The 16990-nt window shown below is 65.1% G+C and carries 17 protein-coding genes; 9 read left to right on the top strand and 8 right to left on the bottom strand.

The window, feature by feature from the left end:
- Positions 1-156: 156 nt before the first annotated feature.
- On the top strand, positions 157-801 hold the full coding sequence (locus LRC39_RS01175) for a carbonic anhydrase (protein WP_107342478.1): 645 nt from the start codon (positions 157-159) through the stop codon (positions 799-801).
- Positions 802-953: 152 nt separating this feature from the next.
- Here the strand turns inward: LRC39_RS01175 and LRC39_RS01170 are convergent, their stop codons facing one another.
- Both LRC39_RS01170 and LRC39_RS01165 read right to left on the bottom strand, forming a co-directional pair.
- Positions 954-1511: a TIGR00645 family protein gene (locus LRC39_RS01170; RefSeq protein ID WP_346296071.1), complete on the bottom strand. Its 558-nt coding sequence runs from the start codon at positions 1509-1511 to the stop codon at positions 954-956.
- A gap of 159 nt (positions 1512-1670) precedes the next feature.
- A complete protein-coding gene (locus tag LRC39_RS01165) occupies positions 1671-2705 on the bottom strand; it encodes an aspartate-semialdehyde dehydrogenase (RefSeq protein ID WP_107342476.1) in 1035 nt (344 codons plus the stop codon).
- Between the two features lie 114 nt (positions 2706-2819).
- Here LRC39_RS01165 and LRC39_RS01160 point away from each other — a divergent pair, with 114 nt between their 5' ends.
- Together LRC39_RS01160 and LRC39_RS01155 are read left to right on the top strand one after the other, a co-directional pair.
- On the top strand, positions 2820-3629 hold the full coding sequence (locus LRC39_RS01160) for a hypothetical protein (protein ID WP_346296070.1): 810 nt from the start codon (positions 2820-2822) through the stop codon (positions 3627-3629).
- A 142-nt stretch (positions 3630-3771) separates the two neighbouring features.
- Entirely contained in the window at positions 3772-4173 is a 402-nt protein-coding gene (locus LRC39_RS01155) for a hypothetical protein (protein WP_012493995.1), read from the top strand.
- A gap of 167 nt (positions 4174-4340) precedes the next feature.
- Here LRC39_RS01155 and leuB read toward each other — a convergent pair whose 3' ends face one another.
- Entirely contained in the window at positions 4341-5453 is a 1113-nt protein-coding gene (gene leuB, locus LRC39_RS01150; protein WP_346296069.1) for a 3-isopropylmalate dehydrogenase, read from the bottom strand.
- Between the two features lie 218 nt (positions 5454-5671).
- Here leuB and LRC39_RS01145 point away from each other — a divergent pair, with 218 nt between their 5' ends.
- Positions 5672-6865, top strand: a complete 1194-nt coding sequence (locus LRC39_RS01145) for a YbfB/YjiJ family MFS transporter (RefSeq protein WP_346296068.1) — start codon at positions 5672-5674, stop codon at positions 6863-6865.
- 138 nt (positions 6866-7003) lie between these two features.
- Here the strand turns inward: LRC39_RS01145 and LRC39_RS01140 are convergent, their stop codons facing one another.
- From LRC39_RS01140 to LRC39_RS01125, 4 genes are all read right to left on the bottom strand, one after another.
- A complete protein-coding gene (locus LRC39_RS01140; RefSeq protein ID WP_346296067.1) occupies positions 7004-7516 on the bottom strand; it encodes a superoxide dismutase family protein in 513 nt (170 codons plus the stop codon).
- 272 nt (positions 7517-7788) lie between these two features.
- Positions 7789-8568, bottom strand: a complete 780-nt coding sequence (locus tag LRC39_RS01135) for a molybdopterin-dependent oxidoreductase (RefSeq protein WP_264075099.1) — start codon at positions 8566-8568, stop codon at positions 7789-7791.
- A 93-nt stretch (positions 8569-8661) separates the two neighbouring features.
- Positions 8662-9303 (bottom strand): cytochrome b/b6 domain-containing protein, encoded by a 642-nt coding sequence (locus LRC39_RS01130; protein ID WP_107353828.1) that lies wholly within the window; start codon positions 9301-9303, stop codon positions 8662-8664.
- Between the two features lie 212 nt (positions 9304-9515).
- Positions 9516-10091: a fasciclin domain-containing protein gene (locus tag LRC39_RS01125; protein WP_107353827.1), complete on the bottom strand. Its 576-nt coding sequence runs from the start codon at positions 10089-10091 to the stop codon at positions 9516-9518.
- A gap of 272 nt (positions 10092-10363) precedes the next feature.
- Here LRC39_RS01125 and LRC39_RS01120 point away from each other — a divergent pair, with 272 nt between their 5' ends.
- Positions 10364-11875, top strand: coding sequence for a malonate--CoA ligase (locus LRC39_RS01120; protein ID WP_346296066.1), 1512 nt, complete (start codon positions 10364-10366; stop codon positions 11873-11875).
- Positions 11876-12126: 251 nt separating this feature from the next.
- Here LRC39_RS01120 and LRC39_RS01115 read toward each other — a convergent pair whose 3' ends face one another.
- Complete coding sequence (locus LRC39_RS01115) at positions 12127-13071, bottom strand: cation diffusion facilitator family transporter (RefSeq protein WP_346296065.1); 945 nt, start codon at positions 13069-13071, stop codon at positions 12127-12129.
- 377 nt (positions 13072-13448) lie between these two features.
- Here LRC39_RS01115 and sdhC point away from each other — a divergent pair, with 377 nt between their 5' ends.
- The 4 genes from sdhC (at position 13449) to LRC39_RS01095 (ending at position 16981) form a co-directional block, all read left to right on the top strand.
- Positions 13449-13847: a succinate dehydrogenase, cytochrome b556 subunit gene (gene sdhC / locus LRC39_RS01110; protein WP_011155787.1), complete on the top strand. Its 399-nt coding sequence runs from the start codon at positions 13449-13451 to the stop codon at positions 13845-13847.
- Positions 13844-14257 carry a succinate dehydrogenase, hydrophobic membrane anchor protein gene (gene sdhD, locus LRC39_RS01105; protein WP_107342467.1) on the top strand — a complete coding sequence of 138 codons (414 nt, stop codon included), beginning with the start codon at positions 13844-13846 and terminating at the stop codon, positions 14255-14257. The genes sdhC and sdhD overlap by 4 nt, the downstream gene beginning before the upstream one ends.
- 3 nt (positions 14258-14260) lie before the next feature.
- Complete coding sequence (gene sdhA / locus LRC39_RS01100) at positions 14261-16084, top strand: succinate dehydrogenase flavoprotein subunit (RefSeq protein ID WP_264053892.1); 1824 nt, start codon at positions 14261-14263, stop codon at positions 16082-16084.
- A 114-nt stretch (positions 16085-16198) separates the two neighbouring features.
- Positions 16199-16981, top strand: a complete 783-nt coding sequence (locus tag LRC39_RS01095) for a succinate dehydrogenase iron-sulfur subunit (RefSeq protein ID WP_011155784.1) — start codon at positions 16199-16201, stop codon at positions 16979-16981.
- The last annotated feature ends 9 nt before the right edge of the window (positions 16982-16990 follow it).

Raw genomic sequence — 16990 nt, 5'->3', positions numbered from 1 at the left:
CGTCCGAGCCGATAGCATCTGGATCATCCGGTCGGAAGGCTTGTTCGCGGCCCCGTCCTGTGATTATGCGAGCGGCATCTGGCCGCGCGCGTTGTGACGGCGGTATCGTTCGCCGACGCGCCTCACCCCCGCACCCCGAAGGAGGGAACTGCACCGATGACATCCTTTCCGAAGTCCCTGATCGACGGTTACGAGGCGTTCCGGACGCAGCGGCTGCCGACCGAGCAGAGCCGCTTCCGCGAACTCTCCGAGCGCGGTCAGTCGCCGGAAGTGATGTTGATCGGCTGCTGCGACAGCCGCGTCTCGCCCGAGGTGATCTTCGACGCCGGACCGGGCGAAATGTTCGTGGTGCGCAATGTCGCCAATCTGGTGCCGGTGTATGAGCCGGATGGCGGCGCCCACGGCGTCTCGGCGGCGCTGGAGTTCGCCGTGCAGGTGCTGAGGGTGAAGCACATCGTGGTGCTCGGGCACGCGCTGTGCGGCGGCATCAAGGCGTTCACTGACAAGACTCCGCCGCTGACCGAAAGCGACTTCATCGGCCGTTGGATGCAGATGTTCACCAAGCCGGGCGAAGTGGTCGAAAAGCGTGACCACGAAACCGTGCAGGACTTCCGCACCCGGATCGAAAAGGCCGCGGTGTTCCGCAGCATCGAGAACCTGATGACGTTCCCCTGCGTCAAGATCCTGGTGGAGCGCGGCAAGCTGCAACTCCACGGCGCCTATTTCGGCGTCGCCGATGGCGATCTGTTCGTGCTCGATCAGGAAAGCAAGCAGTTCGTGCCGGCCGTGAAGGTGGTGTGAGGCACACGCGACGTCATTGCGGGGCTGGACCCCCGCGTCCAAGCACGAAAGCTCATCAGCTCTCTTCACCGCGCTGCGCGCGGGATGGATGCGCGGGTCAGGCCCGCGCATGACGCTGTGCAAGGAGAGAGAAGAGGCCTTGCGGAAGGCGGCTAATGGCCGCCTTTGTCGTCGCCGTGATGACCGAGCCGGTCCGACAGTGCCAGGATCAGCGTCGAGGCAACGAACACCAGATGGATGCCGACCAGCCAGGCGAGCTTGGTCTGGTCGTAGCTGTCGATGTTCATGAACGCTTTGAGCACCTGGATCGCCGAGATCGCCACGATCGAAGCCAGCAGCTTCTGCTTCAGTCCAGAGAAGTCGACCTTGGTCATCCACTCCGGCCAGTCCGGGTGATTGCCGGGATCGATCCGCGACACGAAGTTCTCGTAGCCGGAGAACACCACGATCAGCACCAGATTGCCGGTCAGCGACACGTCGATCAGGCTGAGCACGCCGAGGATGATATCGGCTTCCTTGGCGATCGTGGCGTGTACGATGAATTCGTACAGCAGCATCACGAATTTGTAGAGCAGCACCGCGAGGCTGATGACGAGGCCGAAATAGAACGGCGCCATCAGCCAGCGGCTGTTGAACAGCACGGTCTCGAAGCCGCGCTCAACCCGGCTGCCGGACGCGCGGGATTTTGCAGGATGAGGTTGATCGGTCATGGCACGCATCAAGGCTGGTGAAGCGGAAACCAGCCTAGCGTCTCGCCGTGACTTCGTCAGTACCGATCATGGCCCTGATACGCGAATGGCCGGGGCGAGCCCCGGCCATTGTTGATTTCGAGCAACGCGAACTGCGCGGTTCGTGCAGGCTGCCTGATATTACGCCGCCTGCTTCTTGGCGGTGATCAGCTTGCGGTTGATCAGCACCTCGGCGATCTGGATCGCGTTCAGCGCCGCACCCTTGCGCAGGTTGTCGGAGACGCACCACAGCACCAGGCCGTTGTCCACCGTCGCGTCCTCGCGGATGCGGCTGATGTAGGTGGCGTCCTCACCGGCGGCTTCGTACGGCGTGACGTAGCCGCCCGGCTCGTGCTTGTCGATCACGAGGCAGCCCGGCGCCTTGCGCAGGATTTCGCGCGCCTCGTCGGCGGTGATCGGGTTCTCGAACTCGATGTTGACCGCTTCGGAATGGCTGACGAACACCGGCACGCGCACGCAGGTCGCGGTGAGTTTGATCTTGGGGTCGAGGATCTTCTTGGTCTCGACCACCATCTTCCACTCTTCCTTGGTAAAGCCGTCTTCCATGAAGACGTCGATCTGCGGGATGAGGTTGAAGGCGATCCGCTTCGGGAATTTCTTATTCACCAGCTCGTCGTTCGTGTAGACGGCCTTGGTCTGCGAGAACAGCTCGTCCATCGCATCCTTGCCGGCGCCCGACACCGACTGATAGGTCGACACCACGACGCGCTTGATCTTGGCGGCGTCATGGAGCGGCTTCAGCGCCACGACGAGCTGCGCGGTCGAGCAGTTCGGGTTGGCGATGATGTTCTTCTTGGTGAAGCCGGCGGCGGCCGCAGCGTTCACTTCCGGAACGATCAACGGCACATCCGGATCCATCCGCCACGCGCTGGAATTATCGATCACCACCGCGCCCTGCGCACCGATCTTCGGCGACCATTCGGTCGACACGCTGCCGCCCGCCGACATCAGGCAGATGTCGACGTCGCTGAAGTCGTAGTGCTCGAGCGCCTTGCATTTCAGGGTTTTGTCGCCGTAGCTCACCTCGACGCCGACCGAGCGGCGCGATGCCAGCGCCACCACCTCGTCGGCCGGGAACTTGCGTTCGTCCAGAATGGCGAGCATCTCACGCCCGACATTGCCGGTCGCACCCACTACCGCGACTTTGTAACCCATCGTTCACTCTCCGAAGGAATTTGCTCCGCTGCGGCATGCCGCAGCAAGGAGAAGTCAGCGCTTCTATGCGAGAAACGCCTCGGACACAACGTAATACCCGTTCGAGCCCACGCAATGCGAAGCAGCCCAGCCCTCCGCGCCGCAGCCTCCCGGCACCGGATTCATCCGGCGCTGGACAGCTTCGCCGACGAGTGCCGTGACGCGGTATTGCGGGTGATGGCCTATGTGGGCGCGCTGGCGCTGATCGGCCTGATTGTATTCTACACCGCCAATCCGCTGACCGACGCCGCGATCACCGCGGCGACCACCGCAGAGGCCGGACCGGGCTGGAGCGTGGCGACGCGGTCGCAGGCGGCCTACACGCTCAGTCAGCTCGATTGGCCGGGCAAGACCGAGACCACCGAAATCCTGCGTCATCCGGATGGCGGCCGCAAAGACATCCTGCGCCTCGCTACGCCAGGCGAACCGGCGGCGGCCGAGATCGAGATCTACCGGGTCGGCAGCGAGACGTCCCGCGCCACGGCCGAAGCCGCCCTCGCGGCCCGGATGGACCCGGGCGGGACCGCGACGATCGAGACCGCCGGCGTGATCGACACCAAGTTCGGCCCGGTGGCGCTGTTCAGCCTTGCGGGCAGCGACCGTCCGTCCGGTTCTTGTCTGGGCTTCGTTAAAGCGATCGACACAGCAAGCTTGCGGATTTCCGGTTTCTCCTGCCGCGGCGACACCGCGCCGCAGCGCCGAGCCGCGGTGGCCTGTCTGCTCGACCGGCTGGTGCTGCTGAGCGGCGATGCGGCGACGGCCGCGGCGTTTGCCCAGGCCAACCTGCGGCGCGGCAGCTGCGGGCCGAATCAGTCCGCGGCTTCGGCGGCGTCCGGCGACTGGCTGACGGGTCCTCAGGACCCGTCGCTGCGCGGACGGCTATGAGCTGGAGACCTGCCGGGGCGGCGTAACGTCCTGGAGTTGATGCAACATTTTGGCGACAGCCGGATTGAATGATTGTCGGCCGGTGTTGCCGGATTGATCTTGTGGCCGGTGTGCGGCGGCGGCTACAAAGGACGAACCTGGAATGCGCCTGCCGATGGGGACCCCGATGTTCGTGAAATCCACTGCCGCCAGACTGTTGCCGGTGCTGCTCGCGGCAGCCGCCGTCGCCGTGATCGGCGTCAGCAATGCCGATGCCGCTCCGAAGAAGAAGCGGGTTTACGGCACCTCCGACCAGATCCGCTACGGCTCCCGCGGCCCGAACGTGGTCTATCAGGCCGGCCCCCGCACCCGTGTGTACGTCACCAAGCGGTCCTGGCTCGACGCCGGCACCGAAGTGCAGCCGGGCGAACGCCACTTCTCCGATTACGCTTTCCCGCCGGGCTACTCGTTCGCCCGCGAGAACGGCCAGCGCCCGCTCGATCGTTGGCCGCTCAATCCGGCCTCCGATCTCGGCGGCTCTCCGACCGGTTTCCCGCTGTACTGATCGGCCCGCGGCACCCGCCGCCGCCCGCGACAGCGCCAGAAACGAAAACGCCCGCCGAATTCGGCGGGCGTTTTTTGTTTTTGCTCGACGCCCCCGCCGGGACTGGCCCGGCGGTCCATCGGATTTCGTGAAGACGGCTTCGCGGAGCAGGCCCGCGAAACCAGTCGTCAGGCTTGCAGCGCCTGCAGTTCGGTGACGATCGCTTCGCCCATCTGCGAAGTCGAAATCACCGTGGTGCCTTCGCTCTTGATGTCGGCAGTTCGCAGGCCCTTGGCCAGCACCGCGGCGATCGCTTCGTCGAGCTTGTCGGCGAGCGCGCCCATGTCGAGCGAGTAGCGCAGCGCCATGCCGAACGAGGCCATCATCGCCACCGGATTGGCCATGCCCTTGCCGGCGATGTCGGGCGCCGAGCCGTGCACCGGCTCGTACATCGACTTGCGCTTGCCGGTCTTGGCATCGACTTCGCCGAGCGAGGCCGACGGCAGCATCCCGAGCGAGCCGGTCAGCATCGCGGCGATGTCGGACAGCATGTCGCCGAACAGGTTGTCGGTGACGATGACGTCGAACTGCTTCGGCCACTTGACGAGGTTCATGCCGCCCGAGTCGGCGAGCTGGTGGTCGAGCTGGACGTCCTTGTATTCGCGGTCGTGCACCGCGGTGATCACTTCGTTCCAGAGCACGCCCGTCTTCATGACGTTGCGCTTCTCCATCGAGGTGACCTTGTTGCGGCGCTTGCGGGCGAGGTCGAACGCGACCCGGCCGATCCGCTCGATCTCGTAGGTGTCATACACCTGGGTGTCGACCGCGCGCTTCTGGCCGTTGCCGAGATCGGTGATGGTCTTCGGTTCGCCGAAATACACGCCGCCGGTGAGTTCGCGGACGATCATGATGTCGAGGCCTTCGACCACGTCGCGCTTCAGGCTCGAGGAATCCGCCAGCGCCGGGTAGCACACCGCCGGCCGCAGATTGGCGAACAGGCCGAGATCCTTGCGCAGCCGCAGCAGGCCGGCTTCGGGGCGGGCGTCGTAGGGCACGCCGTCCCACTTCGGGCCGCCGACCGCGCCGAAGATCACCGCGTCGGAGGCCTGCGCCAACGCCATGGTGGCGTCGGTGATCGCTACCTTGTCGGCGTCATAGGCGGCGCCGCCGACCAGGCCGTGCTCGGTCTCGAAGCTGGCAATGCCGGCCTTGTTGAGCCAGTCGATCAGCCGGCTGACCTCGGCCATCACTTCGGTGCCGATGCCGTCGCCGGGAAGAAGAAGCAGTTTGTGCGTTGCCATGATCGGGTCCTTGCAAGCGTCATCGCCGGGCTCGACCCGGCGATCCATCGTTTCAAGAAGGATGGATGCCCGGGTCAAGCCCGGGCATGACAAGAAGAAATGAATTCGCGGGCCGAGTGCTAGATCGCCGGTGCGGGCTTGGCAAGACAGTGTTGCCGCCGGTGCGTGTTGCGGGTGCGGTGCATTCGCTGTCACAATGCCCGCGCCGGAGACCTTCCTTGACCCTGCTCGACCGCACCGAGGCGGCGCCCGCTCATCCCGCGCGCCTGATCCTGATCCTGTCGCTTGCGCCGACCGTGGGGCTCGGCATCGGCCGTTTCGCCTATTCGCTGCTGCTGCCGGACATGCGCGACAGCCTCGGCTGGTCGTATTCGGCGGCGGGATTCATGAACACCATCAATGCGGCCGGCTATCTGGCCGGCGCGCTGGTCACCTCCCGGCTGGTCGCCCGGTTCGGCATGGCGGCGATCGTGCGGGTCGGCACGCTGGCCTGCGTCGCCTCGCTGGTGCTGTGCGCGATCTCCGGCAATTTCGCGCTGCTGTCCGGCGCCCGGTTGCTCGCCGGGATCGGCGCGGCGCTGGCCTTCGTGGCCGGCGGGGCGCTCGCCACCACGATCGCCCAGGCGCAGCCGGCGCGGTCGGCGTTTCTGCTCAGCCTGTTCTATGCCGGCCCCGGCATCGGCATCCTGTCGTCGGGGTTGATCGCGCCATTCCTGCTGCAGGCCGCCGGACCCGGCTCGTGGTGGCTCGGCTGGCTGGTGCTCGCGGCGCTATCGGCCGCGATGGCGCTGCCGGTGCTGCTGGCGCCGATCGGGTGCGATGCCGGGTTCGGCGGCGGCCGCGCCGCGCCGTTTCGGATCGCTCCGGTGCTGATCTATCTGGCCGGCTATTTCATGTTCGGTGCCGGCTACATCGCCTACATGACCTTCATGATCGCCTATGTGCGCGACGCCGGCGGCGGCGCCGCGGCGCAGAGCGCGTTCTGGTGCCTGATCGGGATCAGCGCCTTCGTCACGCCCTGGGTCTGGCGCCGGGTCATGGCGCTGCATCGCGGCGGGCTGTCGACCACCATCATCCTGGCCGTCAATGCGGTCGGCGCCGTGCTGCCGCTGTTCAGCCTGTCGCCCGTGATGCTGGCGACCTCGGCGCTGGTATTCGGGGTGTCGTTCTTCGCGGTGGTGGCCTCGACGACCGCCTTCGTCCGCTTCAACTATCCGCAGTCCTCCTGGCCCGGCGCGATCGCCGCGATGACCATCGCGTTCGGTATCGGCCAGACGCTCGGCCCGCTGGTGGTCGGCGCCATCACCGACGCGATCGGCAGCCTGTCGTCCGCGCTCGCCGTCTCCGCCGCAACGCTGGCAATCGGTGCCTTGCTGTCGGCGTTCCAGCGGCCGCTGCAGAGAAGTAACTAACATCGTCATTCCGGGGCGCTTGCGAAGCAAGCGAACCGGAATCCGGATGTTATTGCGACGTGGTCTCTTGGGTGCGTGCCCTGAACATCGAGATCCCGGGTTCGCGCTACGCGCGCCCCGGGATGACGGTGCGGGTTGCTACTGTTCGATCACGCCGCAGGCGATGCGGTCGCCGGCGTTGCCGGCGGGGTCGGTCTTGTAGTCGTCGGCCTTGGCATGGATCACCAGTGCGGTGCCGCCGTCCTTGAACACCGAGTTCGGCTTGCCCTTGGCGAGCGTCACCGCGTCGTTGACCACGTCGATGCTGAGCGCGCCGGAGGCTGGGACGTCGAGGTTGGGCATGTCGCCCGCATGGGCGCCGCCCTCGGCCATCTTGCCGTGCTTCTTGTTCTCCGGATTGAAATGGCCGCCCGCCGAGGTGAACGGCGGCTCGCATTTGCCGACGGCGTGAATGTGGAAAGCGTGTTCGCCCGGCGGCAGGCCCTTCAGCGCCAGCTTGATGGTGACGCCCTTGCTGCCCTCGGTCAGCAGTGCGGTGCCGACTTCGGCGCCTTCGGCGTTCTTCAGCGTCGCCTTGGCGCTGTCCGCCGCCATCGCCGTCGTGGTGACGCCGAGCAGCGCGCCCGTGCACAACAAAGCTCGCAGGATCATCAGGACCTCCCGTGACGTGTTCTGAAACGTGATGCGCAACGCTAACACCGCGTCCGCCGCGACGCCAACACGCGATTGGCCGCGGATCAGGCCGGGAACCATTTGTGATTGTTGGGACATGACAGTGCTTTCACGAGTCATTCCGGGGCGCTCACGCAGTGAGCGAGCCCGGAATCTCGACGTGCGAGGGCACGCGCCGACCACAGCAGCCGCGATCTTCCGGGTTCATGCGCGTTGCGCGTGCCCCGGAATGACGGGCGGGTGAGGGGCGACTACAACCCGCTGAACGAGTTGTAGCCCTGGTCTTCCCAATAGCCGCCTTTGTAGTCGTTGGTCACTTCCATCGACACGACATATTTGGGATTCTTGAAGCCGAGCTTGGTCGGGATCCGGATCTTCATCGGATAGCCGTAGGCGCGAGGCAGCACCTCGCCGCCGAATTTGAAGGTCATCTGGGTCTGCGGATGCAGCGCGGTCGGCATGTCGATCGGCGAGGTGTAGTCGTCGGCGCAGCGGAACCAGACGTAGTTCGCCTTGGTGTCGGCTCCGATCAGTTCGAGGAAGTCGCGCAGCCGCACGCCGCTCCAATGGCCGATCGCGCTCCAGCCTTCGACGCAGACATGCCGGGTGATCTGCGATACCTCGGGCAGCTGCGTCAGTTCCTGCAGCGTCCAGCTCTTCTTGTTCTGGACCAGGCCCGACACCTCCAGTTTCCAGTCGCCGCCGTCGATCGTCGGCGCCTCGTCGAGCGAGTAGTAGGCGTTGAATGGAAACGGCCGGGTGATGTCCTTCTCGCTGAAGGTCGGCGCCAGCGTGTTCGGGTTGAAGATCGCCGCCTGCACCGCGTCGTTGAACTTCGACACCTTAGCCAGCAGCGTTTCGGCCGAGGCGCCGTCGACCACGTCGCAGCCGGTCAGCAGCGTCAGCGCCCCGAGGCTGGCACCGCCGGCGAGGAAGCGCCGCCGCGACACGTCGGGCATCAGCTTGGCGGCATCGCGGACCAGCAGCTTCTTGTCGACGCCCGGGATCAGCAGTTTGTTGATGCGCAACATATCTTTGTCCTCTTGGCGTCAATGGGAGCAGCGAAGGGCACCGTGTTTCGGGTTCTTCGCCGCACTGGCCATGACGGAGAAACGGCTTCGTGGTCAGCGCCCGATTATCATCGCCCGCAGCGCCTTCGGCACCAGGGCGGCGAGCAGGATATGGATGGCCGAGAACGCGACGATGGCGCTCATCGCGCCGAAATGCACGTAGCGAGCGGTGTCGTAGCCGCCGAGCAGCGCGGTGAGTGAATGGAATTGCACCGGCTTCCAGATTGCGAGGCCCGATGCGACCGACAGCACGCCGACGATCAGGACGCCGACATAAAGCAGCTTCTGCACTGTGTTGTAGCGGCTGAGGTCGTCGTGGGAGAGCCGCAGCCGGATCGCCTGTGACAAATCGGAGGTGATGCCAGACAACGTGATCGGCCACAGCTTGCGCCGGAATCTGCCGGTGGCGAAGCCGAGGATGACGTACAGCACGCCGTTGATCACCAGCACCCACATCGCCGCGAAGTGCCACAACAGGCCGCCTCCGAGCCAGCCGCCGAGCGTCAGCGCCCGCGTGAACTGAAAGTCGAACAGCGGCGCGGCGTTGTAGATCTGCCAGCCGGACAGGATCATCGCCAGCATCGCGGCGGCGTTGATCCAATGCATCACCCGCACCCACACCGGCTGCAGGATGGCGCGGGGCTCGGCGATCACGGTGGTGGTCGGGGCAGGTTCGTTCAGGATGGTGGTAGACATCGGCCCTATTCCTGGAAGCCAGCGGTTGCACCGGACATTACGGGCAATGCGCCGATTTCGTTACTGCCGATTATCGATGATTACGGCTTCGCGCGCGAGCAGGATCACGAAAGCGCGAGCCGGTTGCCCGGCCCGCGCCCTCGCTCGCGGCAGCTTGCCGCAGCCTCCGCGGCGCCAGGGGGACATCATGCGCCGCGGAGGTGAGCCCGGAATTACGACGGCAGCAGCACGGTATCGATCACGTGGATCACGCCGTTGGACTGATTGACGTTCGGGATGGTCACGGTCGAGCTGCCGCCCTTGGCGTCGATCAGCATCACCTGATCGCCCATCCGCTTCACGGTCAGGGTCTCGCCTTCCACCGTCTTCAGCTTCTTGCCGTCGGTGAGGTCCGCGGCTTCGAGCTTGCCGGGCACCACGTGATAGGTGAGGATCTTGGTAAGCTGCTTCTTGTTCTCCGGCTTCACCAGCGTATCGACGGTGCCGGCCGGCAGCTTGTCGAACGCCATGTTGGTCGGCGCGAACACGGTGAACGGGCCCTTGCCCTCCAGCGTCTTGACCAGACCGGCGGCCTTCACGGCGGCGACCAGCGTGGTGTGATCCTTGGACTTGACGGCGTTCTCGACGATGTTTTTCGACGGATACATCGGCGCGCCGCCGACCATCACGGTGTCGCTGGAGCTCTTCATCATCTTGCCGGATTCGGCGGAGGCCGGGACGCTCACAGTGGCGGCGAGCGCCAGAGCGCTGAAGGCGGCGGCGGTCAGCAGAGCAATTCGCTTCGTCATGGTTCGTCTCCCGAGAGTGATGGCAGCCCGCGATCGCCGCGGGCGGGTTGAGTGACGCTGGCGTGCACCTTCAAGGTCTGGGCGCCTCGTCGCGGCGAGCTACGGGAGGTTTTCAGGCGCGTTTCAGGAATTCTTTTTTGTCGCAGGCTGAAACCGAACGCGACTTTGTTCGTTTAGGCGCGCCACGGACCGGTTCTGGCGTTGCGCTGGTCGGAGCGTTCTTGCTAATCAACGGCGCTTTCCCGACAACCTGACGCGACCGGAACATCGACATGAATGCCAACCTGTTCGCCCGCCTGTTCGATAAGCTCGACGACCCGCACAAACTCGCGATCGAAACCGCGGCCGGCGACAAGATCAGCTACGCCGATCTGGTGGCGCGGGCAGGGCGCGTCGCCAACGTGCTGGTGGCGCGTGGCTTGAAGGTCGGCGACCGTGTTGCGGCGCAAACCGAGAAGTCGGTCGAGGCGCTGGTGCTGTATCTCGCCACGGTGCGGGCCGGCGGCGTGTATCTCCCGCTCAACACCGCCTATACGCTGCACGAGCTCGATTACTTCATCACCGATGCCGAGCCGAAGATCGTAGTGTGCGATCCCTCCAAGCGCGACGGTATCGCGGCGATCGCCGCAAAGGTCGGCGCCACGGTCGAAACGCTCGGGCCGGACGGCCAGGGCTCGCTGACCGACGCGGCCGCGCAGGCCAGCGAGGCGTTTGCCACGGTCGAACGCGGCGCCGATGATCTTGCGGCGATCCTGTACACGTCGGGCACCACAGGCCGCTCCAAAGGCGCGATGCTGAGCCACGACAACCTCGCGTCGAACTCACTGACGCTGGTGGAATTCTGGCGCTTCACGCCGGACGACGTGCTGATCCACGCGCTGCCGATCTATCATACGCATGGATTGTTCGTGGCCAGCAACGTCACGTTGTTCGCGCGTGGGTCGATGATCTTCCTGCCGAAGTTCGATCCCGACAAGATCCTGGACCTGATGGCGCGCGCCACCGTGCTGATGGGCGTGCCGACGTTCTACACGCGGCTGCTGCAGAGCCCGCGGCTGACCAAACAGACGACCAGCCATATGCGGCTGTTCATCTCCGGCTCGGCGCCGCTGCTCGCCGATACCCACCGCGAATGGGCGGCAAAGACCGGTCACGCCGTGCTCGAACGCTACGGCATGACCGAGACTAATATGAACACCTCGAACCCGTATGACGGCGACCGCGTCCCCGGCGCGGTCGGGCCGGCACTGCCCGGCGTGTCGGCGCGGGTGACCGATCCGGAAACCGGCAAGGAGCTGCCGCGCGGCGAGATCGGCATGATCGAGGTAAAGGGCCCGAACGTGTTCAAGGGCTATTGGCGGATGCCGGAGAAGACCAAGTCGGAATTCCGCGACGACGGCTTCTTCATCACCGGCGACCTCGGCAAGATCGACGAGCGCGGCTACGTCCACATTCTCGGCCGCGGCAAGGATCTGGTCATCACCGGCGGCTTTAACGTCTATCCGAAGGAAATCGAGAGCGAGATCGACGCGATGCCGGGCGTAGTCGAGTCCGCGGTGATCGGCGTGCCGCACGCCGATTTCGGCGAGGGCGTCACCGCCGTGGTGGTGCGCGACAAGGGCGCCAGCATCGACGAGGCGCAGGTGATCAAGGGCCTCGACGGCCAGCTCGCCAAGTTCAAGATGCCGAAGAAGGTGATCTTCGTCGACGACCTGCCGCGCAACACCATGGGCAAGGTCCAGAAGAACGTCCTGCGTGAGACCTACAAGGATATCTACAAGTAATCACGCGTCGCACCTTCACCATTACCTTACACACCGTCATTCCGGGGCGCGCGCAGCGCGAACCCGGAATCCCGAGATTGTTGCGCACCAAGTCGTTTTCACCACGTCGAGATTCCGGGTTCGCTCGCTGACGCGAGCGCCCCGGAATGACGGTAGATGGGCCGGCCGAACTAACTACGGCTTTGATGGTGCGAGGCGCTCGTTAAAGCCCTCCCCAGTGCGGGAGGTTGCCTGGCGAAGCGGAAGCTCGCCTACACCACATGATCCGGCGCCAGCGCGCACACTGTGTTGGGGTCCGTCTCGATCTGCACGGTGGTGTGCGCGATGCCGAAATCGTGCTGCAGCTCGTGGGCGAGGTCGACCAGGAACGGATCGCCCGGCGAGCCGCCGGGCATCACCAGATGGCAGGTCAGCGCGACTTCGGTGGTCGACATCCCCCAGATGTGCAGGTCGTGCACCTGGGTGACGCCGGGAAGTTTCGATAGGAAGGCCCGCACCGTCGCCGGATCGATGCCGCGCGGTACCGCGGCGAGCGACAGCGCGGTGGAGTCGCGCAGCAGGCCCCACGTCCCCCACACGATCACCACCGCGACCAGCAGGCTGACGGCCGGATCGATCCAGTACCAGCCGGTGAACAGGATGATCACGCCTGCCACCACCACGGCCGCCGACACCGCCGCATCCGCTGCCATGTGCAAGTAAGCGCCGCGGATGTTGAGGTCGCTGTGCCGACCCGATGCGAACAGCCAGGCGGTGACGGCATTGATGACAATGCCGATGCCGGCCACCACCATCACGGTGATACCTGCGACCGGCTCGGGCGTGAACAGACGCACCACCGCTTCCCAGCCAATCGCGCCGACTGCGAGCAGCAGGAAGACGGCGTTGAACAGCGCCGCGAGAATCGAGGAGCCGCGTAGCCCATAGGTGTAACGCGCCGACGGCGGACGCTTCGCCAGCCCGGCCGCGATCCATGCCACCACCAGTCCGGCGACATCGGACAGATTGTGGCCGGCGTCGGCAATCAGCGCCATCGAGTTGCTGAAGTAACCGAATGCCGCTTCGGCAACCACGAACACCAGGTTCAGGGTAATACCGATCGCAAAGGCGCGGCCGAAATCCTGCGGCGCGTGGCTGTGACCGCCGGCGCCGTGCGCGGCACCGGGTCCGTGATGGTGATGATGATCGTGGCTCATGCAGACAGAACGCGGTGCTGCGGGACAGGGAAATCCCGGCGATGATCGCCAAACTGTCGCATGCGGCGGCGGGTCGCGAAAGCGGGCGCGCAAGCTGGCGATCAGAATTAGTCCAGTTTGCACCAAGCTGCAGCCGCCGCTTCGCGGTCGCAGCTCGGTGCCGGCTCCCGGGTTGTGAATCGATCTTCAGCGCTCGGAGCAGTCCGCCACCAAGGGAACGCTGCCAGGGCCTTGCATCGACGTGACTTCAAGAATTGAACTGAAATTCTGTGGATGTCATTTCATCGTTGCGCTCAATCAATGAGCTCCGTAAATAGAGGCACCTTCGCGAGCCTCTCCCCGGGGCCCTGTCCGCTCGCCGCCAACCGATTGAGCCGATGACCGCCAGGATCGAACGACCGCTTTCGCCTCACATGCAGGCCTACCGCTGGAGCCTGACGATGACGATGTCCATCGTCCATCGTGCCACCGGCATTGCCCTGTATTCTGGAACCTTGTTGCTGGCGTGGTGGCTGATCGCCTGCGCCGCCGGCCCCACCGCCTACGCCAACGTCCAGGCCTTTACCGGCTCCTGGATCGGCCGGTTGATCGTGTTCGGCTACACTTGGTCGCTGATGCACCACATGCTCAGCGGCGTCCGCCATTTCGTCTGGGATCTCGGCTACGGCTTCAAGACCGCCGACCGCGAGTGGCTGACCTGGGCGGCGCTGATCGGCGGCATCGTGCTGACCGTTCTGCTCTGGGTGATTGCCTATTCGATGGGGGTGGCCCGATGAGCGGCGACGCACACGGCGCGCGCACGCCGTCCTCGATGCGCACCCCGATCGGCAAGGTCCGCAAATTCGGCCCGGCCGGTTCCGGAACCTCGGACTTCTGGCGTCAGCGCATCACCGGCGTCGCCATGACGCTGCTGATCCTGCCGACCATCGTGGTCATCATGATGCTGCTCGGCCGCAATCAGGCGGCCGCCGCGCAGATCCTCGGTTCGCCGCTGATCTCGCTGATCATGATCCTCTTCATCATTGCCTCCGCGATCCACATGAAGATCGGCATGCAGGTGGTGATCGAGGACTACGTTCAGAACGAAAAGCTCAAGTTGGTCACCATCATGGCCAACAACTTCTTCTCGATCGCCGTGGCCCTGGCCGCGATCTTTGCGATCTTCAAAATGGCATCCGGAGTTTAAGGCATGGCGGCGAACGTCAACGGCGCCCCGGCGGCGGGCGGCTACGCCTATCCGATCGAGGACCACACCTATGACGTCGTGGTGGTCGGCGCCGGCGGCGCGGGCCTGCGCGCGGTGGTCGGCTGCAGCGAAGCGGGCCTCCGCACCGCCTGCATCACCAAGGTGTTCCCGACCCGCTCCCATACCGTGGCGGCGCAGGGCGGCATCTCGGCCTCGCTCGGCAACATGCACAAGGACGACTGGCGCTGGCACATGTACGACACCGTGAAGGGGTCGGACTGGCTCGGCGATCAGGACTCGATCGAGTACATGGTCCGCAACGCGCCGGAAGCCGTGTATGAGCTCGAGCATTGGGGCGTGCCGTTTTCGCGCACCGAGGAAGGCAAGATCTATCAGCGTCCGTTCGGCGGCATGACCACCGAGTTCGGCAAGAGCCAGGCGCAGCGCACCTGCGCGGCCGCCGACCGCACCGGCCACGCCATGCTGCACACGATGTACGGCCAGGCGCTGCGCCATTCGGCCGAGTTCTACATCGAGTTCTTCGCCATCGACCTGATCATGGACGATCAGGGCTGTTGCCGCGGCGTCGTGGCGCTAAAGCTCGACGACGGCACCATCCATCGCTTCAAGGCCCAGACCACCATCCTGGCGACCGGCGGCTACGGCCGCGCTTACGCATCATGCACGTCGGCGCACACCTGCACCGGCGACGGCGGCGCGATGGCGCTGCGGGCCGGCTTGCCGCTGCAGGACATGGAGTTCGTTCAGTTCCACCCGACCGGCATCTACGGTTCGGGCTGTCTGGTGACCGAAGGCGCCCGCGGTGAGGGCGGCTATCTGGTCAACTCCGAAGGCGAACGCTTCATGGAGCGCTACGCGCCGTCGGCCAAGGATCTCGCCTCGCGCGACGTGGTTTCGCGCGCGATGACGATCGAAATGCGCGAAGGTCGCGGCGTCGGCAAGAAGAAGGACCACATCTTCCTGCACCTCGACCATCTGGCGCCGGAAGTGCTGCACGAGCGGCTGCCGGGCATCTCGGAATCGGCGCGGATCTTCGCCGGCGTCGACGTCACCCGTGAGCCGATCCCGATCCTGCCGACCGTGCACTACAACATGGGCGGCATCCCGACGAACTTCCACGGCGAAGTCGTCACCAAGAAGGACGGCGACGACAACGCAGTGGTGCCGGGCCTGATGGCGATCGGCGAAGCCGCCTGCGTGTCGGTGCACGGTGCCAACCGCCTCGGCTCCAACTCGCTGATCGACCTCGTGGTGTTCGGCCGCGCCGCTGCGCTGCGCTGCGCCGAGAAGCTGGTGCCGAACGGCAAGCAGCCGGAGCTGCCGGCGAACTCCGCCGACATGTCGCTCGGCCGCCTCGACAAGTATCGCTACGCCAAGGGCGGCACCCCGACCGCCAAGCTGCGCGAGCGGATGCAGCACGTGATGCAGAACAACTGCGCGGTGTTCCGCACCGGCGAAGTCCTTGCCGAGGGCAAGGAACTGATCGCCAACGTCTACGGCAGCGTCGGCGATGTCGGCGTGTCGGATCGCTCGCTGGTGTGGAATTCGGATCTCGTCGAGACCCTCGAATTCGACAACCTGATCGTCCAGGCGGTGGTGACGATGAACTCGGCCGCCAATCGCACCGAAAGCCGCGGCGCCCACGCCCGCGAAGACTTCCCGGATCGCGACGACGCCAACTGGATGAAGCACACGCTGGCCTGGATCGGTGACAAGGGCGACGTGACGATCGATTACCGGCCGGTGCACGACTACACGATGACCAACGACGTTCAGTACATTCCGCCGAAGCCGCGGGTGTATTGATCGCCAGAGAACGAACTGTCATGCCCGGGCTTGACCCGGGCATCCATCATCTTCGCGAGAAGATGGATTGCCGGGTCAAGCCCGGCAATGACGCGCAGAGCCAGAGGCAACGAGATGGTTGAATTCGCACTTCCGAAGAATTCGAAGATTGTCGGCGGCAAGACCTGGCCGAAGCCGGAAGGCGCGACCGAGGTTCGTGAATTTCGCGTCTATCGGTGGAATCCGGACGACGGCAAGAACCCGAGCGTCGACACGTACTACGTCGACAAGCACGACTGCGGCCCGATGGTTCTCGATGGCCTGATCTGGATCAAGAACAACATCGATCCGACCCTGACCTTCCGCCGCTCCTGCCGCGAAGGCGTGTGCGGCTCGTGCGCGATGAACATCGACGGCGAGAACACGCTGGCCTGCACCAAGGCGATGGACGACGTGCGCGACGACGCGGTGAAGATCAACCCGCTGCCGCATCAGCCGGTGGTGAAGGATCTGGTTCCCGACCTCACCAACTTCTACGCGCAGTACGCCTCGATCCAGCCCTGGCTGCAGACCGTCACGCCCACACCGCAGAAGGAATGGCGCCAGAGCCACTCCGACCGCGAGAAGCTCGACGGCCTGTACGAGTGCATCCTGTGCGCCTGCTGCTCGACCTCGTGCCCCAGCTACTGGTGGAACTCGGACCGCTTCCTCGGCCCGGCCGCGCTGCTGCAGGCGACCCGCTGGGTCGAAGACAGCCGCGACGAAGCCACCGGCGAGCGCCTCGATAATCTCGAAGATCCGTTCCGGATCTATCGCTGCCACACCATCATGAACTGCGCCAAGGCGTGCCCGAAGGGTCTCAACCCGTCGGAAGCGATCGCGAATCTCAAGCTCAAGCTGGTCGAACGCCAGATCTGACGCGCGCAA

It is taken from the genome of Rhodopseudomonas sp. P1 (assembly GCF_039642825.1).
Taxonomy (GTDB): domain Bacteria; phylum Pseudomonadota; class Alphaproteobacteria; order Rhizobiales; family Xanthobacteraceae; genus Rhodopseudomonas; species Rhodopseudomonas palustris_H.
Note: the sequence above shows the minus strand (reverse complement) of the source record. Positions and strands in the feature narration are given on the sequence as shown.